Source organism: Thalassospira indica (assembly GCF_003403095.1).
In the GTDB taxonomy this organism is placed as follows: domain Bacteria; phylum Pseudomonadota; class Alphaproteobacteria; order Rhodospirillales; family Thalassospiraceae; genus Thalassospira; species Thalassospira indica.
The window spans coordinates 1,559,052-1,582,500 of record NZ_CP031555.1; the positions used below are offsets into that span (position 1 = coordinate 1,559,052).

Annotated in this window: 27 protein-coding genes and 1 pseudogene; 16 read left to right on the plus strand and 12 right to left on the minus strand. The window is 54.7% G+C overall.

Annotated elements, in window-relative coordinates:
• Window positions 1-113: 113 nt before the first annotated feature.
• On the minus strand, window positions 114-317 hold the full coding sequence (gene rpsU / locus DY252_RS07295) for a 30S ribosomal protein S21 (RefSeq protein WP_008891676.1): 204 nt from the start codon (window positions 315-317) through the stop codon (window positions 114-116).
• Window positions 318-678: 361 nt separating this feature from the next.
• Between rpsU and DY252_RS07300 the strand changes: the two genes are divergently transcribed.
• From DY252_RS07300 to DY252_RS07315, 5 genes are read left to right on the plus strand one after another with little or no spacing between them, the layout of a single operon-like run.
• Window positions 679-1,095 carry a hypothetical protein gene (locus tag DY252_RS07300; RefSeq protein WP_064789307.1) on the plus strand — a complete coding sequence of 139 codons (417 nt, stop codon included), beginning with the start codon at window positions 679-681 and terminating at the stop codon, window positions 1,093-1,095.
• The gene (locus DY252_RS22455; RefSeq protein WP_231959738.1) at window positions 1,088-1,519 is read left to right on the plus strand and encodes an HlyD family secretion protein; all 432 of its coding nucleotides are present in this window, start codon (window positions 1,088-1,090) and stop codon (window positions 1,517-1,519) included. Before DY252_RS07300 ends, DY252_RS22455 begins: the two co-directional genes overlap by 8 nt.
• Window positions 1,520-1,540: 21 nt before the next feature.
• Window positions 1,541-2,320 (plus strand): HlyD family secretion protein, encoded by a 780-nt coding sequence (locus DY252_RS22460; RefSeq protein ID WP_231959737.1) that lies wholly within the window; start codon window positions 1,541-1,543, stop codon window positions 2,318-2,320.
• 52 nt (window positions 2,321-2,372) lie between these two features.
• A complete protein-coding gene (gene def / locus DY252_RS07310; protein WP_064789306.1) occupies window positions 2,373-2,957 on the plus strand; it encodes a peptide deformylase in 585 nt (194 codons plus the stop codon).
• Window positions 2,958-3,653 (plus strand): COQ9 family protein, encoded by a 696-nt coding sequence (locus DY252_RS07315; RefSeq protein ID WP_064789305.1) that lies wholly within the window; start codon window positions 2,958-2,960, stop codon window positions 3,651-3,653.
• Window positions 3,654-3,766: 113 nt separating this feature from the next.
• Here the strand turns inward: DY252_RS07315 and DY252_RS07320 are convergent, their stop codons facing one another.
• The 3 genes from DY252_RS07320 to purE form a co-directional block, all read right to left on the minus strand.
• Entirely contained in the window at window positions 3,767-4,447 is a 681-nt protein-coding gene (locus tag DY252_RS07320) for a thermonuclease family protein (RefSeq protein ID WP_064789304.1), read from the minus strand.
• A 179-nt stretch (window positions 4,448-4,626) separates the two neighbouring features.
• Entirely contained in the window at window positions 4,627-5,712 is a 1,086-nt protein-coding gene (locus tag DY252_RS07325; RefSeq protein WP_064789303.1) for a 5-(carboxyamino)imidazole ribonucleotide synthase, read from the minus strand.
• Between the two features lie 102 nt (window positions 5,713-5,814).
• Window positions 5,815-6,315, minus strand: coding sequence for a 5-(carboxyamino)imidazole ribonucleotide mutase (purE, locus tag DY252_RS07330; protein ID WP_064789302.1), 501 nt, complete (start codon window positions 6,313-6,315; stop codon window positions 5,815-5,817).
• A 283-nt stretch (window positions 6,316-6,598) separates the two neighbouring features.
• Here purE and DY252_RS07335 point away from each other — a divergent pair, with 283 nt between their 5' ends.
• Window positions 6,599-7,411 (plus strand): GGDEF domain-containing protein, encoded by an 813-nt coding sequence (locus DY252_RS07335; RefSeq protein WP_040824468.1) that lies wholly within the window; start codon window positions 6,599-6,601, stop codon window positions 7,409-7,411.
• 48 nt (window positions 7,412-7,459) lie between these two features.
• Here DY252_RS07335 and DY252_RS07340 read toward each other — a convergent pair whose 3' ends face one another.
• Entirely contained in the window at window positions 7,460-7,666 is a 207-nt protein-coding gene (locus DY252_RS07340) for a YdcH family protein (protein WP_008891665.1), read from the minus strand.
• A 120-nt stretch (window positions 7,667-7,786) separates the two neighbouring features.
• Between DY252_RS07340 and DY252_RS07345 the strand changes: the two genes are divergently transcribed.
• Both DY252_RS07345 and DY252_RS07350 read left to right on the plus strand, forming a co-directional pair.
• Window positions 7,787-8,893, plus strand: coding sequence for an ATP-dependent 6-phosphofructokinase (locus DY252_RS07345; protein ID WP_064789301.1), 1,107 nt, complete (start codon window positions 7,787-7,789; stop codon window positions 8,891-8,893).
• A 28-nt stretch (window positions 8,894-8,921) separates the two neighbouring features.
• Window positions 8,922-9,386: a TIGR02444 family protein gene (locus DY252_RS07350; protein WP_064789300.1), complete on the plus strand. Its 465-nt coding sequence runs from the start codon at window positions 8,922-8,924 to the stop codon at window positions 9,384-9,386.
• Between the two features lie 12 nt (window positions 9,387-9,398).
• Here the strand turns inward: DY252_RS07350 and DY252_RS07355 are convergent, their stop codons facing one another.
• The gene (locus DY252_RS07355) at window positions 9,399-10,016 is read right to left on the minus strand and encodes a UbiX family flavin prenyltransferase (RefSeq protein WP_064779464.1); all 618 of its coding nucleotides are present in this window, start codon (window positions 10,014-10,016) and stop codon (window positions 9,399-9,401) included.
• Window positions 10,017-10,131: 115 nt separating this feature from the next.
• Here DY252_RS07355 and DY252_RS07360 point away from each other — a divergent pair, with 115 nt between their 5' ends.
• Window positions 10,132-10,296, plus strand: a complete 165-nt coding sequence (locus tag DY252_RS07360) for a YdcH family protein (RefSeq protein ID WP_008891661.1) — start codon at window positions 10,132-10,134, stop codon at window positions 10,294-10,296.
• A 395-nt stretch (window positions 10,297-10,691) separates the two neighbouring features.
• Window positions 10,692-12,587 carry a propionyl-CoA synthetase gene (locus tag DY252_RS07365; RefSeq protein WP_064789299.1) on the plus strand — a complete coding sequence of 632 codons (1,896 nt, stop codon included), beginning with the start codon at window positions 10,692-10,694 and terminating at the stop codon, window positions 12,585-12,587.
• A gap of 99 nt (window positions 12,588-12,686) precedes the next feature.
• Here DY252_RS07365 and DY252_RS07370 read toward each other — a convergent pair whose 3' ends face one another.
• The gene (locus tag DY252_RS07370) at window positions 12,687-13,259 is read right to left on the minus strand and encodes a GNAT family N-acetyltransferase (protein ID WP_064789298.1); all 573 of its coding nucleotides are present in this window, start codon (window positions 13,257-13,259) and stop codon (window positions 12,687-12,689) included.
• Window positions 13,260-13,359: 100 nt separating this feature from the next.
• On the opposite strand from DY252_RS07370, the pseudogene DY252_RS22765 reads away from it, so the two are divergent.
• Both DY252_RS22765 and DY252_RS07375 read left to right on the plus strand, forming a co-directional pair.
• Window positions 13,360-13,539: pseudogene (locus tag DY252_RS22765) on the plus strand (LysR family transcriptional regulator); the annotation flags it as partial.
• Between the two features lie 72 nt (window positions 13,540-13,611).
• Entirely contained in the window at window positions 13,612-14,262 is a 651-nt protein-coding gene (locus DY252_RS07375) for a LysR family transcriptional regulator substrate-binding protein (protein WP_425451910.1), read from the plus strand.
• Window positions 14,263-14,267: 5 nt separating this feature from the next.
• Here DY252_RS07375 and DY252_RS07380 read toward each other — a convergent pair whose 3' ends face one another.
• From DY252_RS07380 to DY252_RS07390, 3 genes are all read right to left on the minus strand, one after another.
• Window positions 14,268-15,077 carry a DeoR/GlpR family DNA-binding transcription regulator gene (locus DY252_RS07380; RefSeq protein WP_064789296.1) on the minus strand — a complete coding sequence of 270 codons (810 nt, stop codon included), beginning with the start codon at window positions 15,075-15,077 and terminating at the stop codon, window positions 14,268-14,270.
• A gap of 166 nt (window positions 15,078-15,243) precedes the next feature.
• Window positions 15,244-15,924 (minus strand): DUF1013 domain-containing protein, encoded by a 681-nt coding sequence (locus DY252_RS07385; RefSeq protein ID WP_064789295.1) that lies wholly within the window; start codon window positions 15,922-15,924, stop codon window positions 15,244-15,246.
• Window positions 15,925-16,224: 300 nt separating this feature from the next.
• Window positions 16,225-17,232: an NAD(P)H-quinone oxidoreductase gene (locus DY252_RS07390; RefSeq protein WP_231959736.1), complete on the minus strand. Its 1,008-nt coding sequence runs from the start codon at window positions 17,230-17,232 to the stop codon at window positions 16,225-16,227.
• An 89-nt stretch (window positions 17,233-17,321) separates the two neighbouring features.
• On the opposite strand from DY252_RS07390, the gene DY252_RS07395 reads away from it, so the two are divergent.
• Window positions 17,322-17,516 carry a DUF1192 domain-containing protein gene (locus DY252_RS07395; protein ID WP_064779454.1) on the plus strand — a complete coding sequence of 65 codons (195 nt, stop codon included), beginning with the start codon at window positions 17,322-17,324 and terminating at the stop codon, window positions 17,514-17,516.
• Window positions 17,517-18,010: 494 nt separating this feature from the next.
• Window positions 18,011-18,457, plus strand: coding sequence for a DUF1465 family protein (locus DY252_RS07400; RefSeq protein WP_064789294.1), 447 nt, complete (start codon window positions 18,011-18,013; stop codon window positions 18,455-18,457).
• Window positions 18,458-18,575: 118 nt separating this feature from the next.
• Here DY252_RS07400 and DY252_RS07405 read toward each other — a convergent pair whose 3' ends face one another.
• Window positions 18,576-20,399 (minus strand): adenylate/guanylate cyclase domain-containing protein, encoded by a 1,824-nt coding sequence (locus DY252_RS07405; RefSeq protein ID WP_064789293.1) that lies wholly within the window; start codon window positions 20,397-20,399, stop codon window positions 18,576-18,578.
• A gap of 256 nt (window positions 20,400-20,655) precedes the next feature.
• Entirely contained in the window at window positions 20,656-20,880 is a 225-nt protein-coding gene (rpmE, locus tag DY252_RS07410; protein ID WP_008891651.1) for a 50S ribosomal protein L31, read from the minus strand.
• A gap of 267 nt (window positions 20,881-21,147) precedes the next feature.
• On the opposite strand from rpmE, the gene cyaY reads away from it, so the two are divergent.
• A complete protein-coding gene (cyaY, locus tag DY252_RS07415; protein ID WP_063088989.1) occupies window positions 21,148-21,486 on the plus strand; it encodes an iron donor protein CyaY in 339 nt (112 codons plus the stop codon).
• A 49-nt stretch (window positions 21,487-21,535) separates the two neighbouring features.
• The gene (locus tag DY252_RS07420) at window positions 21,536-23,332 is read left to right on the plus strand and encodes an ABC transporter transmembrane domain-containing protein (RefSeq protein ID WP_064789292.1); all 1,797 of its coding nucleotides are present in this window, start codon (window positions 21,536-21,538) and stop codon (window positions 23,330-23,332) included.
• Window positions 23,333-23,449 lie beyond the last annotated feature (117 nt).

The window sequence follows — 23,449 nt, forward strand, 5'->3', positions numbered from 1 at the left end:
AAAAACCAAACCCGCCCGGATTGCTCCGAGGCGGGCTTGGCGCACGGGTCCGAATTTAGCGAACTAAATTCGATCGTACAGTCACGTTCGAGATACCCCGAAAGTGAAAAAGACTAGAAGCCTTCGCGCTCGATGCGCTTACGCTCCAGCTTGCGGGCACGACGGATTGCTTCCGCCCCTTCGCGAGCTTTCTTCTCCGACGGCTTTTCAAAGTGGCGACGGAGTTTCATCTCACGGAAAATGCCCTCGCGCTGCATCTTTTTCTTAAGCGCTTTCAGAGCCTGATCGACATTGTTGTCGCGAACGATTACCTGCACGGAAACCACGCTCCTTTCAAAAAAACAAAAACACCCGGAGTGCGGAATGCCCCCCGGTTGGATTTACGGTCAAACTGACCGTGGGCTGTATATAGTGCAAATCTGGCAAAAAGAAAAGAGGGAAGGGGATATTCGCCTTGGGCGTTTATTGGCCGCGTTTTGGCGAACCCTTTGGGCAATTACCGGGTTTTCCGGTTTGGTTGCTTTAAAACCGTGTGGCGATAACCATATGGTAGAAATGCCTTAAAAGTTGTTATAATACTTTGAGATAACAACATCTATTGCCTGATCCTGATCGGGTAGATGATCTGGTTTCCCCGGGGTTCCGGGCGGGATATGCAAACAGCTCGGAGGATGGGAAATGGAAGGTGGTTTGCGCGAAACGGCGATTGCACATGCGCCGTTTTTTGTCACAGCCCCCGGTGAAACAGATGTATTATTCACCATTGTTGTCTGGTTCGTGGTGTTGGCGGTGTTCGGTGCAGGGGCGCTTTATCTTAGCCTGCATGCACTGCCCGAACGTATGGCCCATCACGCCAACCATACGCAAATCCAGCTGATCAGTATCCTGACCCTTCTGGCATTGTTTACCCATAACAACCTGTTCTGGTTGGCTGCCCTTGTGATTGCGGTGGTTCAGGTGCCGGATTTCTATAGCCCGCTGCAGTCGATTGCGCAGTCTGTAAAGGCAATGGCGCGCAACAAGGGGGCTGTTGTCGACGACTCGCCCGTTGCGTCAGAGCCAGTAACGACGCAGGAGAATGCCAAAGATGTTTGAGCTTCTTTTGTGTTCGCTGTTCACCATCCTGCCCGATTACCTGTTTCGCCGTTACAAGCAGGGCAAAAGGATCGGCAAGGAAATCACCCTGTTTTCCGTCTGGTATGAGCTGCGCTATGGCATTGTTGGCTGTGCGATCCTGACGATCACGCTTATTGCGACGATTTTCTATTTCCATCCATCGACCATGAATGTGTCGTCATTTTTCAGAACAGTGACGATCCTGCCGGAAAAGGGCGGGCGCGTGGTCGAGATTTATGTCGATAACGATCAGGTCGTCGCGGGCGGTGATCCGCTGTTTCGCATTGATAACCGGGTCGAACGCGAAGCCGTCGCCATGGCCGAGCAACGCATTGCCGAAATCCGCGCCCAGATGGATGTCACCCGTGCTGACCTTGCCGTCGCCGAGGGCAATGTTGAATAGGCACGTGGCGCCTATAATCAGGTGCGCGACGAGCTTGAAGTCAAAGCCGATCTTTTGTCGCGCGGAAACAACGCGGTATCACGCCGCGAGGTCGAACGCCTGGAAGTTTCCCTGACAACCCGGCAAGGCGGGCTGAACGCCGCCCTTGCAAGCATGACGGTGATTGAAACCAAGCTTCAAAGCCTTCTTCCGGCGCAGCTTGCCAATGCGCAAGCGGCATTAAGGTCGGCAGAGGCGGAGCTTTCCAAAACTGTGGTGCGTGCCGGTGTGGCCGGAAAGATCCAGCAATTTGCCCTGCAAGTTGGCGATTATGTCAGTCCAGTCCTGCGCCCGGCGGGAATCCTGATCCCGGAAAAGGACGGGGAGACGATCTATCAGGCGGGCTTTGCCCAGATCGCCACACAGGTGGTCAAGCCCGGTGTAATTGCCGAGGTCACCTGTGCCTCATTGCCGTTTGAAATCATCCCGATGGTGGTAACCGACGTGCAGCCGGTGATTGCCGCCGGCCAATTCCGGCCAACGGACCAGTTGCTTGATATCACTGATCGCGCAAGGCCGGGCACCTTCCTTGCCAAGATGGTGCCGCTTTATCCGGAAACGATCCGTGATGTGCCACTTGGCAGTAAATGTGTCGCCAATGCCTATACCAACACCCATGATCAGCTTGAAGATCCTGATATCGGAACAGGGCGGTGGCTGTTTTTGCATATGGTGCAAACAGTGGGTGCTGTGCATGCCATCCTGTTGCGCGTGCAGGCATTGATCTGGCCGATCCAGACTCTGGTCTTTGCGGGACACTAGGGGCAGGGCATTAGGACTTTACAGCCGGTCGTTTTTGGTTGGATATAGGGCCATGTCGATCCTTAAAATTGCCCGGATGGGCCACCCGGTTCTGCGCCGCGTTGCAGACCGTGTCGAAGACCCGCTTGACCCCGAAATTCAGCGCCTGATTGCTGATATGAAGGACACCATGAAGGATGCCGGGGGCGTTGGCCTTGCGGCACCACAGGTGTTTCAGTCCTTGGCGATCATGGTCTATTACGTGCCAGCACTTCGCAAAAGCGATGATCCCGACGATGGCGAGGTGCCCTTAAGTGTCCTGATCAACCCGGAAATCGAGCCGATTGGCGATGAAATCGTTGATGGCTGGGAAGGGTGTTTGTCGATCCCGGGCCTTCAGGGTGTGGTGCCGCGATGGAACAAAATCCGTTACCGCGGGTTAAATGAGAAGGGCGAAGCTGTGGAGCACACCGCCGGTGGTTTCCATGCCCGCGTGGTTCAACACGAATATGATCATTTGATCGGGGTGATGTATCCCGAACGTATGGAAGATATGTCGTTGCTCGGTTTTAACGAGGAATTGCGCGAAAACCCGCCCGAGACTACCTTTAGGCAGTCGGTTGCGACCGACGCCGGATCTGATGACGAGGAGGCCTGAATGTCTGTTACTGAAAGCATGACCCGTCTGCAAGCCCAGCGCGAAGCACTGGTCGAGGCAGCCCTTGAACATGTGCCGTTCGATGGCTGGACCAAACAGGCACTTCATGCCGGGGCAGAAGACCTTGATCTTGCACCGGGCGAGGTGGATCGGTTGCTTCCCAATGGCATTCGTCAGGCGATCGTTATCTATGTCGAGATGACTGATCGCAAGATGATCGCGGCCCTTGACGAAAAGGGTCTTGAGAACCTGAAAATTCGTGATCGCATCGCGACCGCAGTCAAAACCCGGCTAGAGCTGGTTGAGGGGCAAAAAGACACTGTTCGTGCGGCCCTTGCCTTTATGACCTTGCCGCAAAATGCCGCCCTTGGTCTGAAACTGACCCATGGTACGGTGGATGCGATGTGGGTGGCGGCCGGTGATACCTCGACCGATCATAATTGGTACACCAAGCGCATGTTGCTTGCTGGTGTCTATGGATCAACGCTTGCCTATTGGCTGGATGACACGTCCGAAGGCCATGCCGATAGCTGGGCATTCCTGGATCGCCGGATTGGCAATGTCATGCAGATCCCGAAAATCACCGCCAAGATTGGCAAGGCTGGCAAGTTTGCCGCCGCACCCTTCAAGATGGGGGCAAAGATTGCGCGCTGCATGCCGACACCGGGCCGGATGCGCCGCCAGTTTGGTGGCTGATACAAAGGCCGTCAAAAAGCCCGATGAAAACAAAAACGCCACCGTGCATTGTGCCGGTGGCGTTTTAAGTTTTGAGGGAAGGAAACTTTTGCGGACGCAGTGATGCGGCCTGATCAGAAGGTATTGGTCAGGAAGCTTAGAAGCGTCATGTCGGGTTTGTTGGCTTGTTCCATTTCAGATGCCAGATCAATCTCGATCGGATTTTCCGGGCGCTGTGGTTCCAGCTCATCCTCAATCAGGGTTTTAAGTGCGTTGGCGTCATCCGCTTCCTGAAGGTCATATTTTGCCGGCTTGGCTGCAAGCGCCACCAGTTCGGACGGCGGGGTGCCCATCCAGATGCCCTTTTTGTTGTCCTTGGCGAACTGCTGATCGCGCAGATAGGTGGTGCAGCTCGGATGGGTGTCGCAGCTGACCATATCGACCATTGCCCAACCGGCGCGCAGGATCAGGCGGTTCAGATCGACCTGACCCATCTGGCATTCGGTCAGCATCGGGAACAGTTGGACGTCTGAGACCTGCTGACATTTAATTGCATAGTTTTCAATGATGCGATCAAGTGCCTGGGCAGCCGCCGCACCACACTGAAATTCGACCGATCCGGCCCGGCAGATCATGCCGGGTTTTGGCGCGCGAATGCCAAACAGTTCGACAATCAGATTGCCAAAGCGCAGCTTGTCGCCTTCGATCACATCCGGGAAGCCTGCGGCACCCGGTGTGGCCGTGGCTTGGTTCGTGCGGCTTTCAACAGCAATCAGGCCAAGGGTCAGTGAAAGAATGATCAGAAGTTTTTTCATCACATGTCATCCGTAAAGAGTTTCCTGCCCCTTCAACAGCAAACGGGATGCCAATCGACTGGGCATAAAATGCCAGTCGGGTGATGCTTTGGGTAACTTTATGAATTACATACGAAAAAGCCCCGGAGACACTTGGCATCCGGGGCAATTTCTTGTTTTGGTGGGACGTCGGGGATGCCTTATTTCGGCAGAACCCAGGTCACATGGCCCATCTTGCGGCCGGGCTTTGCTTCGGCCTTGCCGTAAAGGTGCAGTTTGGCATTTGGCTCGGTCAAAATTGCCTGCCAGTCATTGATGTCGTCACCCAAAAGGTTCTTCATGCGCGCCTTTGAATGATGGGTCGGATCGCCCAGCGGTAGGCCGCAAACAGCCCGGATGAACTGTTCGAATTGACTGGTGATGCAGGCATCAATTGTCCAGTGACCGGAATTGTGCGGGCGCGGTGCAACTTCATTGACCAGAATGTCGCCGTCGGTCGTGACAAACATCTCAACCGCCAGAAGCCCGACAAATTCCATCGCACTGACCAGTTTGATCGCGATGTCTTCGGCCTTTTTCGAAAGATCGTCTGCGATTTCAGCCGGGGCAACGGTGACATCAAGGATGTGATTGGTATGCACGTTCTCGACCGGGCAGAAACAGGCGGTGTCGCCTTTTACGCCACGGGCAACAATCACGGAAATCTCGCGCTCGAACGAGATGAAGCCTTCAAGGATGGCCTCGGCCCCGCCCATTTCAGACCAGGCTTCGGCAAGGTTGGTATCAGCGGCAATCTTGACCTGTCCCTTGCCGTCATAACCCAGTTCGGTGGTTTTCAAAACAGACGGGCGACCAAGCTTGGCAACGGCGGCCTCAAGATCGGCGAGGGATCGGACGGCCTCAAACGGTGCGGTGCCAATACCATGATCATTGCAGAAGGTCTTTTCGCGCAGTCGGTTTTGCGAAAGATGCAGGCATTTCCAGCCCGGACGGACCGGCACAAGATCGGCCAGCAGTTTGACGCTGTCATGCGGGACGTTTTCAAATTCAAACGTCACAACATCGACATCCTCGGCAAAGGCGCGCAGCGCATCAAGGTCGCTGTAATCGGCAACGGTTGCCTTGGGGCAGACCTGTTCGGTCGGGCTGTCGGCACCCGGGCCAAACACATGGACCTTATAGCCAAGCTCCGCCGCACAGAAGGCAGCCATACGGCCGAGCTGGCCGTTGCCCATAATGCCAATGGTGCTGCCCGGGGCGATGATGCGCGTGTCGAAATCCGTCATGTATTCCTCGATCAAAACTCGCCCATCTGTCGGGCAATCGTCAAATCTGGTGCAATCAAACAAAAACGCGCCCCGTCGGGGCGCCTTTTTCAGATCAGGATATCAGGGTGCCGGGTCGACCGGCTCGTCTGCGACCGATGCGGTCTGGGCTGCGCGCCATTCATCAAGGCGGGCGGCAAGGCCATCATCCATAAGCGCCATGATTTCGGCCGCCATCAGACCGGCATTCTTGGCACCGGCAGAACCGATGGCAAGGGTTCCAACCGGAACGCCGCCCGGCATCTGAACGATGGAAAGCAGGCTATCAAGGCCCTTAAGGGTACGGCTTTGAACCGGAACACCCAGAACCGGAAGCGGGGTCATGGCCGCAGCCATGCCCGGAAGGTGGGCCGCACCACCGGCACCGGCGATAATGACCTTAAGGCCGCGCGACTTTGCCGTTTTGGCATAGTCATACAGGCGATCAGGCGTGCGATGGGCGGAGACGATCTTGGTCTCGTACGCGACGTTCAACGCATCAAGGACATCTGCTGCATTTTTCATGGTTTCCCAGTCTGACTGGCTTCCCATGATAATGCCGATGACCGGGGTTTGATCGCTCATAGTGGCGGCTCCGTTTCGGGCGGTTTCATGAAGGCCCGCATTATATGCAGCAAGTTCTATCATGCAAGCTTGCTTGCGGGATTGTCTTATCGGGAAAAGCCTTGTATATGATGCTGACCTTATTAAGAAATTCATTAAGTAATGGCAGATCGCGGTTAATGTCACTCAGGATTGAAAATCTTGGTGAATTAATTGCGTTTTTGATCTATTATTTACCATTGCCTTATATAACTGTGCAGGTAGCACGCGAAGGTCAGACATGAAAGTCACAAGACCAGGATCAATGACACCCTCTATGGGGGGCGGGGATGGACGATATCCATCAAGCCCTTACGGGATTCTTGCATATGGCAAGGATGCGGGCCGTCGTCGTGCGCCAAATCAGGATCATCAGGTTGATATCGACACCGACGCCATACCGGATCCGGTCGACAAGACACCCTATCACACCCCCGATATCGCAAACGTTCTGGGTATTCCGGACCAGCAGGTTACACCTGCGGTAGAACAGGCGATTGGTCGCCTGATGGTGCGCATCAATGGTTTGACCGAAAATCTCAATGAACTGAAGCAACGCCAGGCCCATCTGGCCCGCAACGAGGGCCGCGATCCCTTTACCGGCGCGATCAGCCGGCCGGCCTTCATGCAGATCCTTGAAAACGAAATGTCACTGGTTGGCGCGGACCGGACAAGCCGCATGGTGTTGATGTGCGAATTGGCCAATCTTGACGATATCCTGCAACTTCACGGGCAGGACTGCAAAGACGGCCTGTTTAACTATGTCCGACGCATCATGGCCGATTTCATCATGGCGCCGCATCATCTGGGATATCTCGGCTGCAATGACTTTGCCGCCCTGATGTACAATGTTGACGAGGAAGATGTCTGGCAACGCGTTGACGCCATTACCAGATGGCTTGATCAACATCCCTATACCCACAAGGGTAAACCGATCCCGGTTGTGCCGGTATTCGGCCTTTATCACGCGCAAAGCGGTGATACGCCGGCCTCGGCCCTGAAGGCGACAGATGCGGCCCTGCGTGCGCACAAGGAAATGTATCTGGCCCGGCTGGATCGCATTCCGCAGGGCATCTGATTACTTCCCATTTTACATCAGGCAGATTTTGACGTGGCCGGTGGCAAATCAGGCGATAATGTCTGGGACCAGCTGCGACTCGATATAAAGGATTTCGTCCTTTAAGGCCAATTTGCGCTTTTTCATGCGGCCAAGACGCAGTTGATCATGATGGGGGGCCTGAACCATTTGTTCGATGGCGACGTCCAGATCACGGTGTTCCTCGCGGAGCGAAAGAAGTCTCTTTTCAATCTCGATCTGATTGATTTCGTCCATTTTTGATCCAGCTTAATAACCAATGCGAGGGGACAGTGATAATACCAGATATCATGTTGGCAACCCATATGATTTGTACCACCCTGTAAAACAAATTTGCCACGATCGGGAAGGAAACAAATGCGCATCGGAGTTTTGACCAGTGGCGGTGATTGCGCCGGATTGAACGCGGTTATTCTTGCGGTGGTCCGCCGTGCGGTTCTTGGCTATGGCTGGGATGTTGTCGGTATTCGTCAGGGAACCCATGGCCTGATGCAGGACCCGCCCCAGGCCATTGACCTTAATGATCAGGTCAATAGTGACGGTTTGCTGCGTCTTGGCGGTACGATCCTTGGCACTGTGAACAAGGGTGATCCGTTCCATTATCCGATGCCTGATGGCAGCTTTGCCGACCGATCAAGCGAAGTCATTGTAGGCTATCACAAGCTTGGTCTTGATGCGCTGATTGGCATTGGCGGCGATGGCAGCATGGCGATCCTGCATCGTCTGGCCAAGATGGGCGGCATCAATCTGGTGGGTATCCCCAAGACGGTTGATAACGACCTTGCCCAGACGGAATATTCCATTGGCTTTACCACGGCGGTGAATGTCGCAACCGATGCCCTTGATCGGTTGCAACCAACTGCGGCATCCCATGAACGGATCATGATCCTTGAGGTCATGGGCCGTGATGCCGGGCATATTGCCCTGTTTGCCGGGGTTGCGGGCGGGGCTGATGTCATCCTGATTCCGGAAATGGATTATGACCTTGATGAGCTTAGCCAACATTGCCTTAACATCCGCAAAAGCGGCCGCAACCATGCGCTGGTGATCGTTGCAGAGGCGGTCAAACGTGATGACGGATCGGCGGTAACCCTTGGCGATGATGGCCAGAAAGTCCGTTATGGCGGCATCGGCCATTGGCTTGCCGATGAGCTGGGCGCACGCACCGGCTGGGAAACCCGTGTGACGGTGTTGGGGCATGTTCAGCGCGGTGGCACGCCGTCACCGCGTGACCGTGTGATTGCTTCGGCCTTTGGGGTGCATGCGGTGGATTTGATCGCAGAAAAGAAATTTGATCGTGTCTGTGCCTGGCAGCAACGCAAAGTCGTCGATGTTGCGATGGAAGATGTTATTGTCGGCCCGCGGCTTGTTGATACCCAAGGCACGATGGTCTCGACCGCCAAAGGGCTTGGCGCCTATATGGGGCATCCGCCGAAAGTCGCCAGAACGGCCAAAACCGTTTGATATCCAATAAAAACACAGCAGGTTGGGAATGGATCAGGAAGAAGTCTGGGCCTTTACGGTCGCGATGTATGGTCGCGATGGCGTCGCCAAGTTGTGCCTTGATCTTCAGGAACGCTGTGACCTTGATGTGAACATGCTGCTTTTCATGTTCTTTCTGGGCCAGAAGGGATTGGCACCACTAAGCATTTCAGCACTTGAGGCATCTGTGCGCGACTGGCGCGAAAACGTGATCAAGCCACTGCGCCAGACACGACGACACCTGCGCGACGATCCGCGCGCCAGTGCACAGGAATTGCGCCAGAAGGTCAAATCAGACGAATTGCAGGCTGAACGGATTGAACAGCATATCCTGTGCGAAGCGGTTGAAACCGTGCCGAGTGATGATCCGATGGCCGCCGCCCACGCCTATTTGTCCCCCAACCGGTTTGCGTTGGATCAGCAGGCTTGTGACAAGGCGCTTGGCGACCTGACCCGGATGATGGGGATCGCCTAGCGCGCGGTTATTCTATTCGCGTGTTTTGGGTTTGCCGGTGACCGGGATTGGGTTGGCGGCCTCGGTATCGCCCCAGCGGGCGGTTTCGGGCAGATCAATCTCAAACAGATCAAGAATCCGTCCGCAGCTTTGTGTCACCATTTCATCAAGGGATTGTGGCCGGGCATAGAATGCAGGGACCGGCGGGGCAATGATTGCGCCGTTTTCTGTGGCCAGCGCCATATTGCGAATATGGCCGGCATGAAGCGGTGTTTCGCGCGCCATCAGGACAAGACGCTTACGCTCCTTAAGGATCACATCGGCGGCACGCGCGATCAGATTATCTGCGACTCCGCTTGCGACCTCGGCCAGAGACTTCATTGAGCAGGGGGCAATGATCATACCGCGCGCGCGAAAGGAACCCGACGCGATCGAGGCACCGATGTCGGCATTGTCATGGACAACGTCAGCCATCTCCTTGATTTCGCGGATTTTAAAATCGGTCTCATAGGCGATGGTGCGCTCGGCTGCTTTGGAAAGAACCAGATGAGTCTCGATTGGCGTGTTTTTCAGCAACTGTAAAAAACGTATGCCGTAAATCACACCCGATGCGCCGGTTATGCCAATGATAAGTCGATCTTTTTGCGTCATGCCAATCCTTGCCGGGCTGTGTTCTTGTTCACGTTTCTGATCGAAACACTGGAAATCATGTTACGAAATTAATACCATCTTGTTGTGGGCAATGTCAGATATAAGGAGTAGGCGAATGAGCGTTCAAAGCCATATCGAAGCTCTAACTGCCAAACATGCTGCACTAGAGCAGGAACTCCACCTCGAGACGCGCCGCCCGGCGCCCAACGATTCCGTTGTTGCAGACATTAAACGCCGCAAGCTTGAAATCAAGGACGAGATAAACCGAATAACCCATTAGCCGTTGTGGCATGGCCAAACGCGTGATCAAGAACACGCGATCCCCCATGCGAACGGTTTGACGACCTCAAAGATTTCCTAACTCTTGCTTTTGCCGCCTCATCTTAACGCCCACGCTTGAGGCGGCAACTTTATGTCTGCACTTCAAAATCACGGGCAACTTCCCACATTCATCATATCGCTGCAAACAGATACGAATGTCCTGACTGAGGGGATCAATCGCGTGTCTGTTTTGAGTAATTGTAATCCGCAGAAACCAAGGATTACAGGGCGCTACCAATGTCTAAGGGGTATGTGCAAATTAAATCGGTATTATGATGCCGATTTACGAGCTTATAGCTCCGCATGCGTCCGAATTCGACGCCAGACCAAACGCCGCGGGAGGGTATTTCACCAATGACCGGTCGCTACCAGGAAATCTACGAACGTTCGATCGCCGACAAGGAAGGCTTTTGGGCAGAAGCTGCTGAAAACATTTCCTGGTACAAGAAATGGGATCGCGTTCTTGATGACAGTAACGCGCCGTTTTACCGCTGGTTTGTCGGTGGCAAGGTCAATACTTGCTATAATGCGCTTGATCGTCACATCGAAAACGGCCGGGGTGATCAGGCGGCTCTGATCTATGACAGCCCGGTCACCAACACGGTTCAGACATTCACCTATTCCCATCTGCGCGACGATGTTGCCCGTCTCGCCGGGGCGCTGCATGCGCGCGGGGTGACCAAGGGCGACCGGGTGATCATCTATATGCCGATGATCCCGCAGGCCGCGATGGCGATGCTGGCCTGTGCGCGGATCGGCGCGATCCATTCGGTCGTCTTCGGCGGTTTTGCATCCAACGAACTGGCGACCCGTATCAATGACGCCAAACCAAAACTGATCCTGACCGCAAGCTGCGGTATCGAAGGATCGCGCGTCATTGAATACAAACCGCTGCTCGATAAAGCCATCGCCATGGCGGATCATAAACCCGAAAGCGTCATTCTGTTCCAGCGGCCACAAAGCGATGCGTTGCTAATGGATGGTCGTGATTACGACTGGGAAGTCGAATGTGCCAAGGCCGCACCGTCTGACTGTGTCCCGGTTGATGCCACCGATCCGCTTTATATCCTTTATACGTCCGGCACGACCGGTCAGCCCAAGGGCGTTGTCCGTGACAATGGCGGGCATATGGTGGCCCTCAACTGGTCGATGAAGAACATCTATGATGTCGATGCCGGTGACGTTTACTGGGCGGCGTCTGACGTTGGCTGGGTGGTTGGCCATTCCTATATCGTTTATGCGCCGCTTCTGGCCGGGTGCACGACGGTCATGTATGAAGGAAAACCGGTCGGAACGCCGGATGCCGGGGCGTTCTGGCGGGTAATTTCCCAACACAAGGTCAAGGTGCTGTTTACCGCACCAACTGCGTTTCGTGCGATCAAACGCGATGACCCCAAGGCCGCTCATATGGCCAACTATGACCTTGGCAGCCTAAAGGCGCTGTATCTGGCCGGTGAACGTTCTGATCCCGATACCCTGCAATGGGCGGAAAACAGCCTTGGCGTTCCGGTGATTGACCACTGGTGGCAGACCGAGACCGGTTGGTCGATCTGTGCCAACCCGCGCGGGATTGAATTGCTTCCGATCAAATATGGCTCGCCGACGGTGGCAGCCTGTGGGTGGGATGTACAGGTTCTGGACGAGGCCGGAAAGCCGCTTGAACGCGGTCAGATTGGTGCCCTTGCCGCCAAATTGCCGCTGCCACCGGGGACGCTTCCAACTCTTTGGCAGAATGATGACCGCTTCAAGTCATCCTATCTTGAAGAATTCCCGGGCTTTTATGCCACCGGTGATGCCGGCTTTATTGACGAAGATGGCTACATCTACGTCATGTCGCGCACTGATGACATCATCAACGTTGCCGGGCACCGCCTGTCGACAGGGGGCATGGAAGAAGTGCTTTCAAGCCATCCCGATGTTGCCGAATGCGCAGTCATTGGTGTGCATGATTATCTTAAGGGGCAATTGCCGCTGGGCTTTATCGTGTTGAAGTCCGGGGTCACCCGCCCGCACGACGCGATCTTGGCCGAGGTCGTTGCCATGGTCCGCGATCAGATTGGTCCGGTGGCGGCATTCAAGAAGGCAACTGTGGTCGAACGCCTGCCCAAGACCCGATCGGGCAAGATCCTGCGCAAGACCATGCGTTCCATCGCCGATGGTGAAAGCTATAACACCCCGGCAACGATCGATGACCCGGCAATCCTTCCCGAAATCGCCGAGGTCCTCAAAGAAATCGGTTATGCAAAATAGATAGACCCGTCCATCACAGATGCAAACTCCCGCTCCCATGTTAATGGAGCATCCTTGCACCCGCTTTTGCTTTCAAAAGCGGGTGCTTTTTTTGAAGGATCAAGTTTTGGGAATGATCGGGCTGTCGTCGCCAAGTGGCCGTTGCATCAGGACCGAGTCAAGCCAGCGATCAAACTTGTAGCCGACCTTTTTAAACGTACCGACTATTTCAAAACCATGGCGTTGATGCAGGCTGATCGACGCCTTGTTCGCGCTGTCCCCGATCGCGGCAACCATTTGACGCCACGGGCCGCCTTCACACCGTTTAATCAGAGCCGCCATCAGAAGGCTGCCAACCCCTTTTCCGACGCAGTCATGGGCCACATAAATCGAGTTTTCGACCGTGTGACGATAGGCCGTGCGCGGGCGATAGTTGCCAGCGTAACAGTAGCCAACAATAGTATTGCTGCGGATCGCAACAAGATAGGGCAGGCCTTTATCGCGAATGGCGGCGAACCGATTGGAAATTTCGGCCTCGTCAGGTGCCGTTTCTTCAAACGATGCCGTGCCATGTAGAACATGGTGGCGATAAATCGCCGTGATGGCCGGGATGTCATCAAGCGTGGCATCGCGGATGGTGATGTTGGGTAACAGGGCTGTGGCAACGTCTTGGGCTGCGGTGTTCGAAGGCATGTTTTTTATCCGGCATGATGATGTTTGAGCTGACATTACGCCCAAATACAGCATAAGTTTAGCTTTGATAAATTATGCACAGCATAAGGAAAAGTTTGGTATGCGTGCACTTAACCTTGATCAGCTTCATGCCTTTGCCGATGTTGTCGCACTGGGAAGTTTTTCGACCGCTGCCAATAAGCTTAATCTCAGCCAGCCTGCCATCAGTCAACAGGTGCGTCAGCTTGAAACCCGCATGGGTGTCAAATTGATTGAACGCGTTGGCAAACGTGCCGAGGCCACACCGGCGGGATTGGCCCTTTTGGCCCATATCAGCGACATTGATGCCTCTGTGCGCGCGGCCGAGGATGCCGTGGCCGGATTTTCAAGTGGTGCAGCCGGTCGCGTGCGGATCGGAACCGGGGCAACAGCCTGTATCTATTTCCTGCCCGCCATTCTGGAAAAGCTTCAACGCAGCTTCCCAAAACTCGAAATCATGGTTCGTACTGGCAATGCTGGCGACATCGTTCGTGCGATTGAGGACAACAAGCTCGATATCGGCCTTGTGACCATGCCATGCAGTGGGCGGAGCCTTTCGGTAACGCCGATCATGACCGATCCGTTTGTCGCAATCTTTCACGCGGATGCCGATGTCGGGGATGTTATTCGCCCTGCCGATCTGGAAGCGATGCCATTGGTGCTTTATGAACGCGGAGGATTGACGCGCACATTGGTCGATGATTGGTTGCGCAAGTCCGGGGTTAATGGCCGTTCGGTTATGGAACTCGGCAGTGTGGAAGCGATCAGGGAACTTGTCGGGGCAGGCATCGGTGCGACGATCCTGCCCGAAATGGGCGCAAGACCAGATCGAACCCAGTTTCCCATCAAGACCCGCCCGTTGTCACCGCCACTCGTGCGCGAACTGGCGCTGATCATGCGTCGCGACAAAACTCTGACCCCGGGGCTGCAGGCTGTCTGCAATAGCCTGAAAGCAGCCGCTGACAGGCGCAAAACTGATCCGTAAACCGGTCAGTCTTCGTCCGAAATGAAGAAGGTTGGAAAATCCGCATCCGGCTCCGGCGCGTGAAGCGCCACACCAGCCGTCGTGATCATTTCGGCAATATGATCCGGGGGCGGGCAATCGGTGAAGAACGCGCTGACATCGCGGATGGAGCCGCCGCGGACAACGGCGTTGCGGCCAAACTTTGTGTGATCGGCAACCAGATAGGATTTCCGGGCATTTTTCAGGATGGCGGATCGGGCGCGGACTTCCTGTTCATCGAAATCAAGAAGGCTGCCATCCGGATCAATCCCGCCAACGCCAAAGATGCCGTAATCAACCTTGTAGCTGTTAAAGAACGCCTCGACCTCGGGCCCCAGAACATCGCGGTCACGGTTGCGCAGACGCCCACCAATCAGAGTCACCTCAAAGCTGTCATTGGTGGCCGCGACATAGGCGACATTCAGGTTATTGGTGAAAATCCGAAGATCGCGATGTTGCAACAGCGCATTGGCGACAAGTTCCGGGGTGGTACCAATCGAAAAGAACAGTGACGCCCCGTTGGGAATTTCGCGCGCTACCAGGGCCGCGATCTTGCGCTTGTCATTGACGTTCAGAACCTTGCGCGCCCGATAGGCGATGTTTTCATGCTCAAGGGCTGGTTCAACACCGCCGTGGCGACGGCGTAGCAGGCCCTCATCACACAACGCATTCACGTCGCGGCGGATGGTTTGCGGGGTGACGTCAAAGCGTTCTGCAAGTTGTTCGATGGTGCGAAAGCCATCCGCACGGACAAGTTCGACAATGCCTGCCTGGCGTTCGGTTGGGCGTTTTTGCATGGAAACGTGTCTTCGGTGTTGTTCATTTGAAAAGCAGCCGAATGGTATGTCGCGACCATGTCGGTTGCGTTACCGTTTCGCTGCATTACTGTGAAACAAACCTTACGCAAGCAGGGCTTAAACCCCAACGAAAAAGGCCGCCCGGTGGGCGGCCTTTGAAGTTCGATCAGGATTTGAAGAGGTTTTCGGCCGCTTCCATGTAATCGGAAGTCTTCGGCTCGTCTTTCTTCTCGTCCTTTTTCTTGCCCGGATAATCCGGTTCCGGATTGATCTGCAGTTCTTCGGGCAGCGGATCCGGCTCGACATCCTTGGCGATCTTTTCCGGGTTCTTCGAACGTGCAATCACGACCTGTTTTTCAAGGTCAAGCTCGGTACAAAGGCCCATGGTGACCGGGTTGCGCGGGGTCAGGTTGGCCGAGTTCCAGTGCGAACGATCACGGATCTTGCCAATGGTGTCCTTGGTGGTACCGATCAGCTTGCAAACCTGCGCATCGGAAAGTTCCGGATGGTGTTTGAGAAGCCATGCAATCGCATTCGGGCGATCCTGACGTTTGGAAACCGGGGTATAGCGTGCACCCTTCGACTGCGCGCGCGGGCGCGGCAGGTCAGATTTCGCCATTTTCAGGAATTCGCGCGGGTCTTTTTCGCAACGCGTGATTTCTTCTTTGGTCAGCTGACCATTGGCAACCGGATCAAGGCCAACGATACCCTGGCCGACGTCGCCGTCTGCGATGGCCTGAATTTCAAGCTCATGGAGTTCGGTAAAGGCAGCAATCTGCCGGAACGACAAGCCGGTATTGTCGATAAGCCATACAGCGGTTGCTTTGGGCATGAGGGGCTGTGCCATATTTCCTCCTGTTTCCTTCTTTCTCTCTGGAGACCGGCGATGGGTATAAGGCCCAAAAAGCGCGGGAATGTCTGCCCCAGAATATAATCTCTTTAGGTGGTCCGGCAATGCAGCAAGGTCAACCGCGGGGGTTGCTGCGCATCATCGGATCCGCCATTGCGTTCTTTTCGATCAATGTGCGGGTAAATGCAACAATCTGTTGCGGCGTTCTGAAAAGAATATTTCTTTCAGGACCGCAAGCATAGCAATGTTGCCTTGGATCGGTCAGATAAAACTTATCAGACCTTCGTCCATACGCGATCAGTCGACTTCCAGTATCACTTTTCCGATGTGTGCGCCACCCTTCAATGTGGCATGTGCCTCTGATGCCTGTTCAAGCGGGAAGGTCTTGTAAATTACGGGCGCAACTTGACCGGATTCCAAAAGCGGCCAGACATTTTCGCGCAACGAATTGGCAATTGCGCCTTTGTTGGCGACCGGCTGCGCACGCAATGTTGATCCCATCAGTGTCAGACGTTTGAGCAACAGCGGGGTAAAGTTGGTTTCCGCCTTGGGTCCGCGCAAAAAGGCAATGATCAGAATGCGCGCTTCAAAGGCAGCTGCCTTGAAATTCCGGCTGACATAGTCGCCTGCGACCATATCCAGAATAACATCTGCGCCTTTGCCATCGGTTGCGGCTTTGACCTCTTCGACAAAGTCCTGGGTCTTGTAGTTGATCGCGACATCTGCCCCCAGGTCACGGCATGCCTGACATTTTTCATCCGATCCGGCGGTGGCAATCACCCTGGCGCCAAATGCCTTGGCAAGCTGGATCGCAGTGGTGCCGATCCCCGATGTGCCACCATGCACCAAAAATGTCTCGCCCGCCTTCAGATCAGCTTTGTCAAAGACGTTATGCCAGACCGTGAAAAAGGTTTCGGGTACCCCGGCAGCGGCTGTCATGGACATGCCGTTGGGCACCGGAAGGCATTGCGCCGCTGGTACTGCGGCATATTGGGCGTAGCCGCCGCCGGTAACCAGTGCGCAAACCTTATCCCCGGATTTCCAGTCAGTGACGTTTGATCCAACGGCAACAATTTCGCCGGACAATTCAAGGCCCGGGATTTCTGACGCACCGGGCGGGGGCGGATACATGCCAGCAACCTGCATCAGGTCCGGTCTATTCACCCCACTTGCCGCAACCCGCACCAACACATCATCCGGGCCATAGTCCGGCACCGCGACATCACCAAGCACAAGGGCAGGGGTGTCGGTGTCTTTCGTGATCTCGACGGCTTTCATCTTTTCGGGAAATTCTGGATTGGACATCGGGACCTCGTTGGCGAAAATAGCGTTTTATACCTATCTAGGACATGAAGGAAATTCAATGCCCCTGACCTGACAGGGAATAATGGAGGATGATTGTGGACGAAGAAGAGTTTGCTGTTCTCAAATCGGGTGAATTTGGCTTGCCGCGCAATCTTGAAGGAATGTCGGTCACCAGTCTGAAAGACTATCGCGCCGCGCTGGAGCGTGAAATTAAACATGTGGATGAGACGCTCGAACACCGCAAAGGTGTGACCGAGGGGGCAGAAGCATTGTTCAAGAGCTGAAACCCCATCTGGATGCTTCGGCGCGGCATGTTCGATTACTAGACGTGAGGATGGTTTTTTTTAAACCTGCGGTTAATTGAAAATTAAACTTGCCGTCTTATATGTGGAATAGAGGGTCAGCTGATGGCTCTCTTGTCGAACGTGATGTTTCGATGCCTCCCTGTTAAACTGAGCCGCCCTTTTTTGGGGCGGTTCTTTTTCTTTGTGATTGATTTTTAGCGACTTAGTGGCCTGCCAATTAAGGCAGTACGCATCTGCGTGTGCGTATTAATCCGCAAAAAAGTACGGGTTAATACGTATTGTCACATTTGTGCCATGAATAGCCTTGACCGCCTCTTAAGCGCTGGCTAAAGTTCGCACACAACAAAAACAAAACCAAAAAAAAGTCCGGCAAGTTTAGCAGGTTGAGGTGAGACCGCCCCGAAAGTGGGCGGTCTTTCTATTTGCGCAATTCCCGTCTTGAAGCCGCTCAAAACCTTCCCAATATATTCAGGATGACTCACGAGCATCCCCCGACGTCAAAGGCGGCGTCGTATCAAAGCAATTTCTCGGTTGTTCATTTTTCGCGTACCTACGATGAAGCCTTCACACTGCTGATAGAGGCACGGAATTACCTTTCCGCCCATCGTGGCCAAAGCAAGAAACAGGGCAGTCGCGAAGCCGTTGCACAATGCGTCGAAGAGATGCGCATGACCACGCGATTGATACGGGCAATGGCGTGGCTTCTTGCTGTGCGCGCTGTTGAAGAGGGGGAAATCCCTTGGGAAGAGGCTGTCGATATTGATGATCTGATGGTCGATCTTCGGGTCTGTACGGTCAATCCGCACGAGGAATATGGTTTCCTCTCGCCCGGTCTTCTCGATCTGATGGGGCGTGCCCATTCACTTTATATGCGTACCGCCCGTATGGAATTGCAGGTCGCCGCGCGCTGCAACGGCTAATAGACTGCAAGCTTACGCGAACATCGTTTTTGCCAAGGACTGGTTGCGGCGCGGTTGGTTGATAACCGCGCATAGCGCATTCTGGTGATCACGGGATATAGGGGGGGGCGGGCAAAGCTCAGCTGCGGGCTTGAACCTGGAAGACCTCAATCGGGTCGGCAAAGCCCTTCATCTGGCGTTTGCCTTGCGAGACAAAGCTTGCCCGACTGCCGCTATAGGTATTCTTTACGTTTTCTGAAACCAATGTTTCGTCACCGCCTGCTTGCGCACAGACACGCGCGGCCAGCTGCACCACACTGCCAAACAGGTCGTTTTCCTCGGCAATGGCTTCACCGGCATTGATGCCGATGCGGATCTGGAATTTCAGATCCTGGCTGGCATTGTGGGATGCCATGTTTTTCTGGATTTCAATGGCGGCTTCTACCGAACTCGCCGAGGACGGGAACACGGCCATGATGCCGTCGCCCATATGTTTGACTTCCTTGCCATATTTGTTAATCAGGGCCGTGCGCACGATCTGGTTATGAATATGCACCATCTGCTGCGCGCCATGATCCCCCAGTTCCTGGGTCTTGGCCGTGGAATTGACTATGTCGGTAAACATTAGGGCATGAAGCTTTTTGCCACCGGCACCTTGTGGGCCAGCCGCGGGCTTGTCGCTCCAGTCATTGATTGCTTTGGCGACCGATGACGTGATGCTCTTTTCATCTTTGATATAGGCGTCCATCGACTGGCGGCCCGCGCCATACATATCCTTGTATTTCGGCTCAAGAATATAGTCGTCGACATTCTTGCAGAATGTCTCGGCCATGCTTTTGTTTGCGCCCATCGCCGAAATGCAATCCCGCAAAATGACGCGCCCGTCCTTTTGATCAAGGGCATGTTTTTCACTGCATGCATCACAGGCCCCGGCGACATAAAGGTTAACGCCAAACTTGTGATAGGCATCAAGCGACGTCACTTTACGCTGAATGGCTTCGATCGATCCGGTGATGAAGTCGCGCATCTGTTCGCGTGTCGCCCGCATTTCGCGTGTTTCGACCAACGGTTTTTCGGGCGTATCGTCAATCGGCTCCGGTGCTGCCTCTGCCGGTGTGTCGTCCTGCGCGTCTTCTGCGACCTCTATGTCCGTGTCGCCATCCTCACGGGCCATTTCGGCCGCCATTTCTGCGGCTGACTTGCGGTGCACATCCGAACCAGATCCCTGTGTGTTGCCCGTGCGATTGCCGGTGCGGGCCGTTTTCGATCCTGGCGAACGAAAAGACGCCATCGAAGATCTGCGGGCACGTCCCTTGAACTTTTTGGTCAGCGCCATCAGCATCGGTACGACGCTGGCCAAAAAACCAACGGTGAAGGACAGGAAGTTGGCTTTGTCATAAAAGCCCTGACTGATCTTGAGCCCCATCCCCGGCAGGAATTCAAGCCCCTTGGCCGCAAGCAACATGGTGGCAAGGCCAACCGCAATCGCAACACAGAAGGCGACCATCATCTTAAGGCCAAGACCAATAAGGGTCTGGCTTTCTGCAACCGATGCAGACGGGCGAACAGCTGCGGGTTTCTTCTCGCTCGCAGGTGCCGCATCGTTGGGTTTGTCGGCAGATGTATCTGCCTTTGGCATCATTGGGGCGGGGGCAGGACGCTGGGCATCGGCTTTGGGCGGGGCTGATCGCTTTGGTTTTGCCTGCGGGTTGGTGTTTTCCAGTCTGCCCTGGCCGCGCGTCTCATAAATCACATACTCGTCAGAGCTGTTGGTTGCGTGGTCGTAAACCTCGCGAATGACTTTCACGCCTGACACGTGATTGGCGCGCTCGATCTGTTTGGCTTCTTCTTCTGCCTGCTTTCTTTGCGCACCAGTAAAGTGACCGTGGATCTGCCACCGGCCTGAACGGTCTTTAACATAGACCTCATAGCTAACCTGGTTACGTACTGTCACTTGATTCATCTAAGAGCCTGATCATGCGTGCAAGCAGAACAGGGCAGCAGAATCGGTGCCGCCTTATCCTAACGAATGGGATTATGGCAAAAAAATGCCGAAATCACCATCAGATATGCTCAATAACAGCCAAGAGTTGTTCCAACCATAGCTTTTTACCGTCGGCAGCTATGCAAATTCAGGGTTTAGACAAAGAAAAACGCCCGCGGCATCAAGAAGATGCGACGGGCGCTGATCCCACAGAACACAGAAGCGTGTTCTTTGCTTAGTTGCCGATATTGAAACCAGCGAAGCGCTTTTTGAACTTAGCAAGCTGCCCGCCGCTGTCCAGAAGACGGTGAACACCAGTCCAAGCCGGGTGGCTTTTCGGATCGATGTCGAGCTTCAACACATCGCCCGGATTGCCCCAGGTCGACTGCGTGGTGAAGGTGCTGCCGTCAGTCATCTGAACGGTGATCTCATGGTAATCGGGATGGATATCTTTTTTCATCGCCTATCACTCCGGAATTTGAAGCGCGGTGTATAGTGTAAAAAATCGGCTCGCGCAACCCCTGTAACCGGTAATTATCCGATTAACGCCAAATGAGGGGAGTGCAGTAGCGATCAGGCGGTCGTTTAACAGTGGTTGACCCATGTTTCAAGCTTTTCTCGCACCCGTGCTTATGCATACTTGCACAGGCCTCTTTATATAGTATGGTGCGCCAACAATTGATTGTCGCCTTACCGGGGCATTGGAACCCGATGATAGACGGAGAATATGACTGTGGCCCTTGAGGAAACCCGCTTCCATCAGCTTGCAGACGAAACCATCGAAACGCTGTCTGATGTTATTGATGATGCCTTGGGCGATGACCTTGATGTTGATCTGCAGTCCGGCATCCTGACCATCGAACTCGATTCGGGCGAACAATTCATCATCAACAAGCATGGTCCGAACCGTCAGGTCTGGCTTTCTTCGCCGGTCAGTGGGGCAAGCCACTATGACTTTGATGAAGACAACGAAACCTGGACCTCGACCCGCGGTTCGACCACGCTCCATGATCAGCTTTCGGCTGATCTTGCTGTCAAAACCGGGAACAAGCTTGATCTTGGCTGATCTCTTTATATCGGCCGCGTGGTTACCACTGCATACGGAATAAAGTGCCTTGGCGCGTACACCGACTTCTTCTGCAAAACTCACCGATCGTGAAACCAGCCGGAACCTCTCGTCGCTCCGTGCCATTGTCCCGTTCGTCACAAAATACCGTTTGCAGCTGTTTGGCGCGCTGATCGCACTGGTGACAGCATCTGGCACCGTACTTGCGCTTGGCAATGGCCTGCGCATGCTGGTTGACGAAGGCTTTGCCGAAGGTGATGGCTCGCTGCTGGATCGGGCATTGTTCGTTCTGTTTGCAGTAACCCTCTTGCTGGCGGGCGCAAGTTACATGCGCTTCTTCCTGGTCTCCTGGATCGGGGAACGTGTGGTTGCCGATATCCGCTCCGCCGTCTACCGCCATATCATCCGACTGGACTCAGCCTTCTTTGAAGTCACAAGAACCGGTGAAGTCCTTTCGCGCCTGACGACCGACACCACATTGCTTCAGGCCGTCATTGGCTCAAGCGTCTCGATCGCGCTTCGCAATGCCCTGATGTTTGTCGGTGGCCTGACGATGTTGGCCATCACCAGTCCCAAGCTCACAGCACTTGTCTTGCTGGTTGTGCCGTTGGTTGTCATTCCGATTGTCGGATATGGTCGGCGCGTGCGGCGTTTGTCACGAGAGTCGCAAGACAGAGTAGCCGACGTCAGCGCCTTTTCCGAAGAAACCCTCAATGCGCTGCGCACGGTGCAGGCCTATACCCACGAAGAAATCGAAAGCCAACGCTTTAGCGGCCATGTCGAAGGGGCCTTCAGAACAGCGGTTGCGCGTATTTCAGCCCGCGCCCTTCTGACCGCGATCGTTATCGTCATGGTGTTTGGTGCGGTTGGCACCATCCTGTGGATTGGTGGTCATGATGTGCTTGATGGCACGATCTCGGCGGGGGAGCTTTCGGCCTTTGTCTTCTACGCGGTGGTGGTTGCCGGTTCCGTTGGCGCCATCAGTGAAGTGATCGGTGATTTACAACGCGCGGCCGGTGCAGCGGAACGCCTTGTTGCGTTGCTGTCGACTGAACCTGAAATCAAGGCGCCGGAAAACCCCGTCGCGTTGCCGGTGCCCCATCAGGGCCATGTCAGTTTCGAAAACGTCACCTTCCATTATCCTGCCCGCCCGGACCGCTCTGCCCTTGAGGGCCTAAGCCTGTCGGTCAAGCCGGGGGAAACGGTTGCGCTTGTTGGCCCTTCGGGGGCAGGCAAGACCACCGTGTTCCAGTTGTTGCTGCGCTTCTATGATCCGGCAAGCGGTGTGATCAAGGTTGACGAGGTTGATATCAAGACGGCCGATCCGGTCGCAGTACGCGAACGCATTGGGCTTGTCGCACAGGATCCGGTGATCTTTGCTGCCAGTGCATGGGACAACATCCGCTATGGCCGTCCGGGGGCAAGTGATGCCGATGTGCGTGCGGCTGCTGACGCCGCGCATGCCAGCGAGTTCCTTGACCGGTTGCCGGATGGCTTTAATACCTTCCTGGGTGAGAAGGGAGTTCGCCTGTCGGGCGGTCAGCGTCAACGTATTGCGATTGCGCGCGCGATCCTGCGCAATCCGGCCATCCTGCTTTTGGATGAAGCCACCAGTGCGCTGGATGCCGAAAGTGAACAGGTTGTTCAAAAGGCACTTGAAACCATCATGAAAGAGCGCACCACGCTTGTGATTGCGCATCGTTTGGCAACGGTTCTGCATGCAGACCGGATTGCCGTGATTGATGATGGCAAGCTGGTAGCAGTCGGGACGCATCAGGAACTGCTCGAAAGCTCCCCGCTTTACGGGCGCCTGGCCAAGCTGCAGTTTGAACGCGACGCAGCCTGATCTCAGGATAAAGCCGAAGCGTGCTGTATAGCTGTCCTCTATCGGCTTTCTTTATCGCCACATTCTTTCGACCCAAAACGCTTAGCCTAGGCTTCAACAGCGAAGACATCGGTCTCG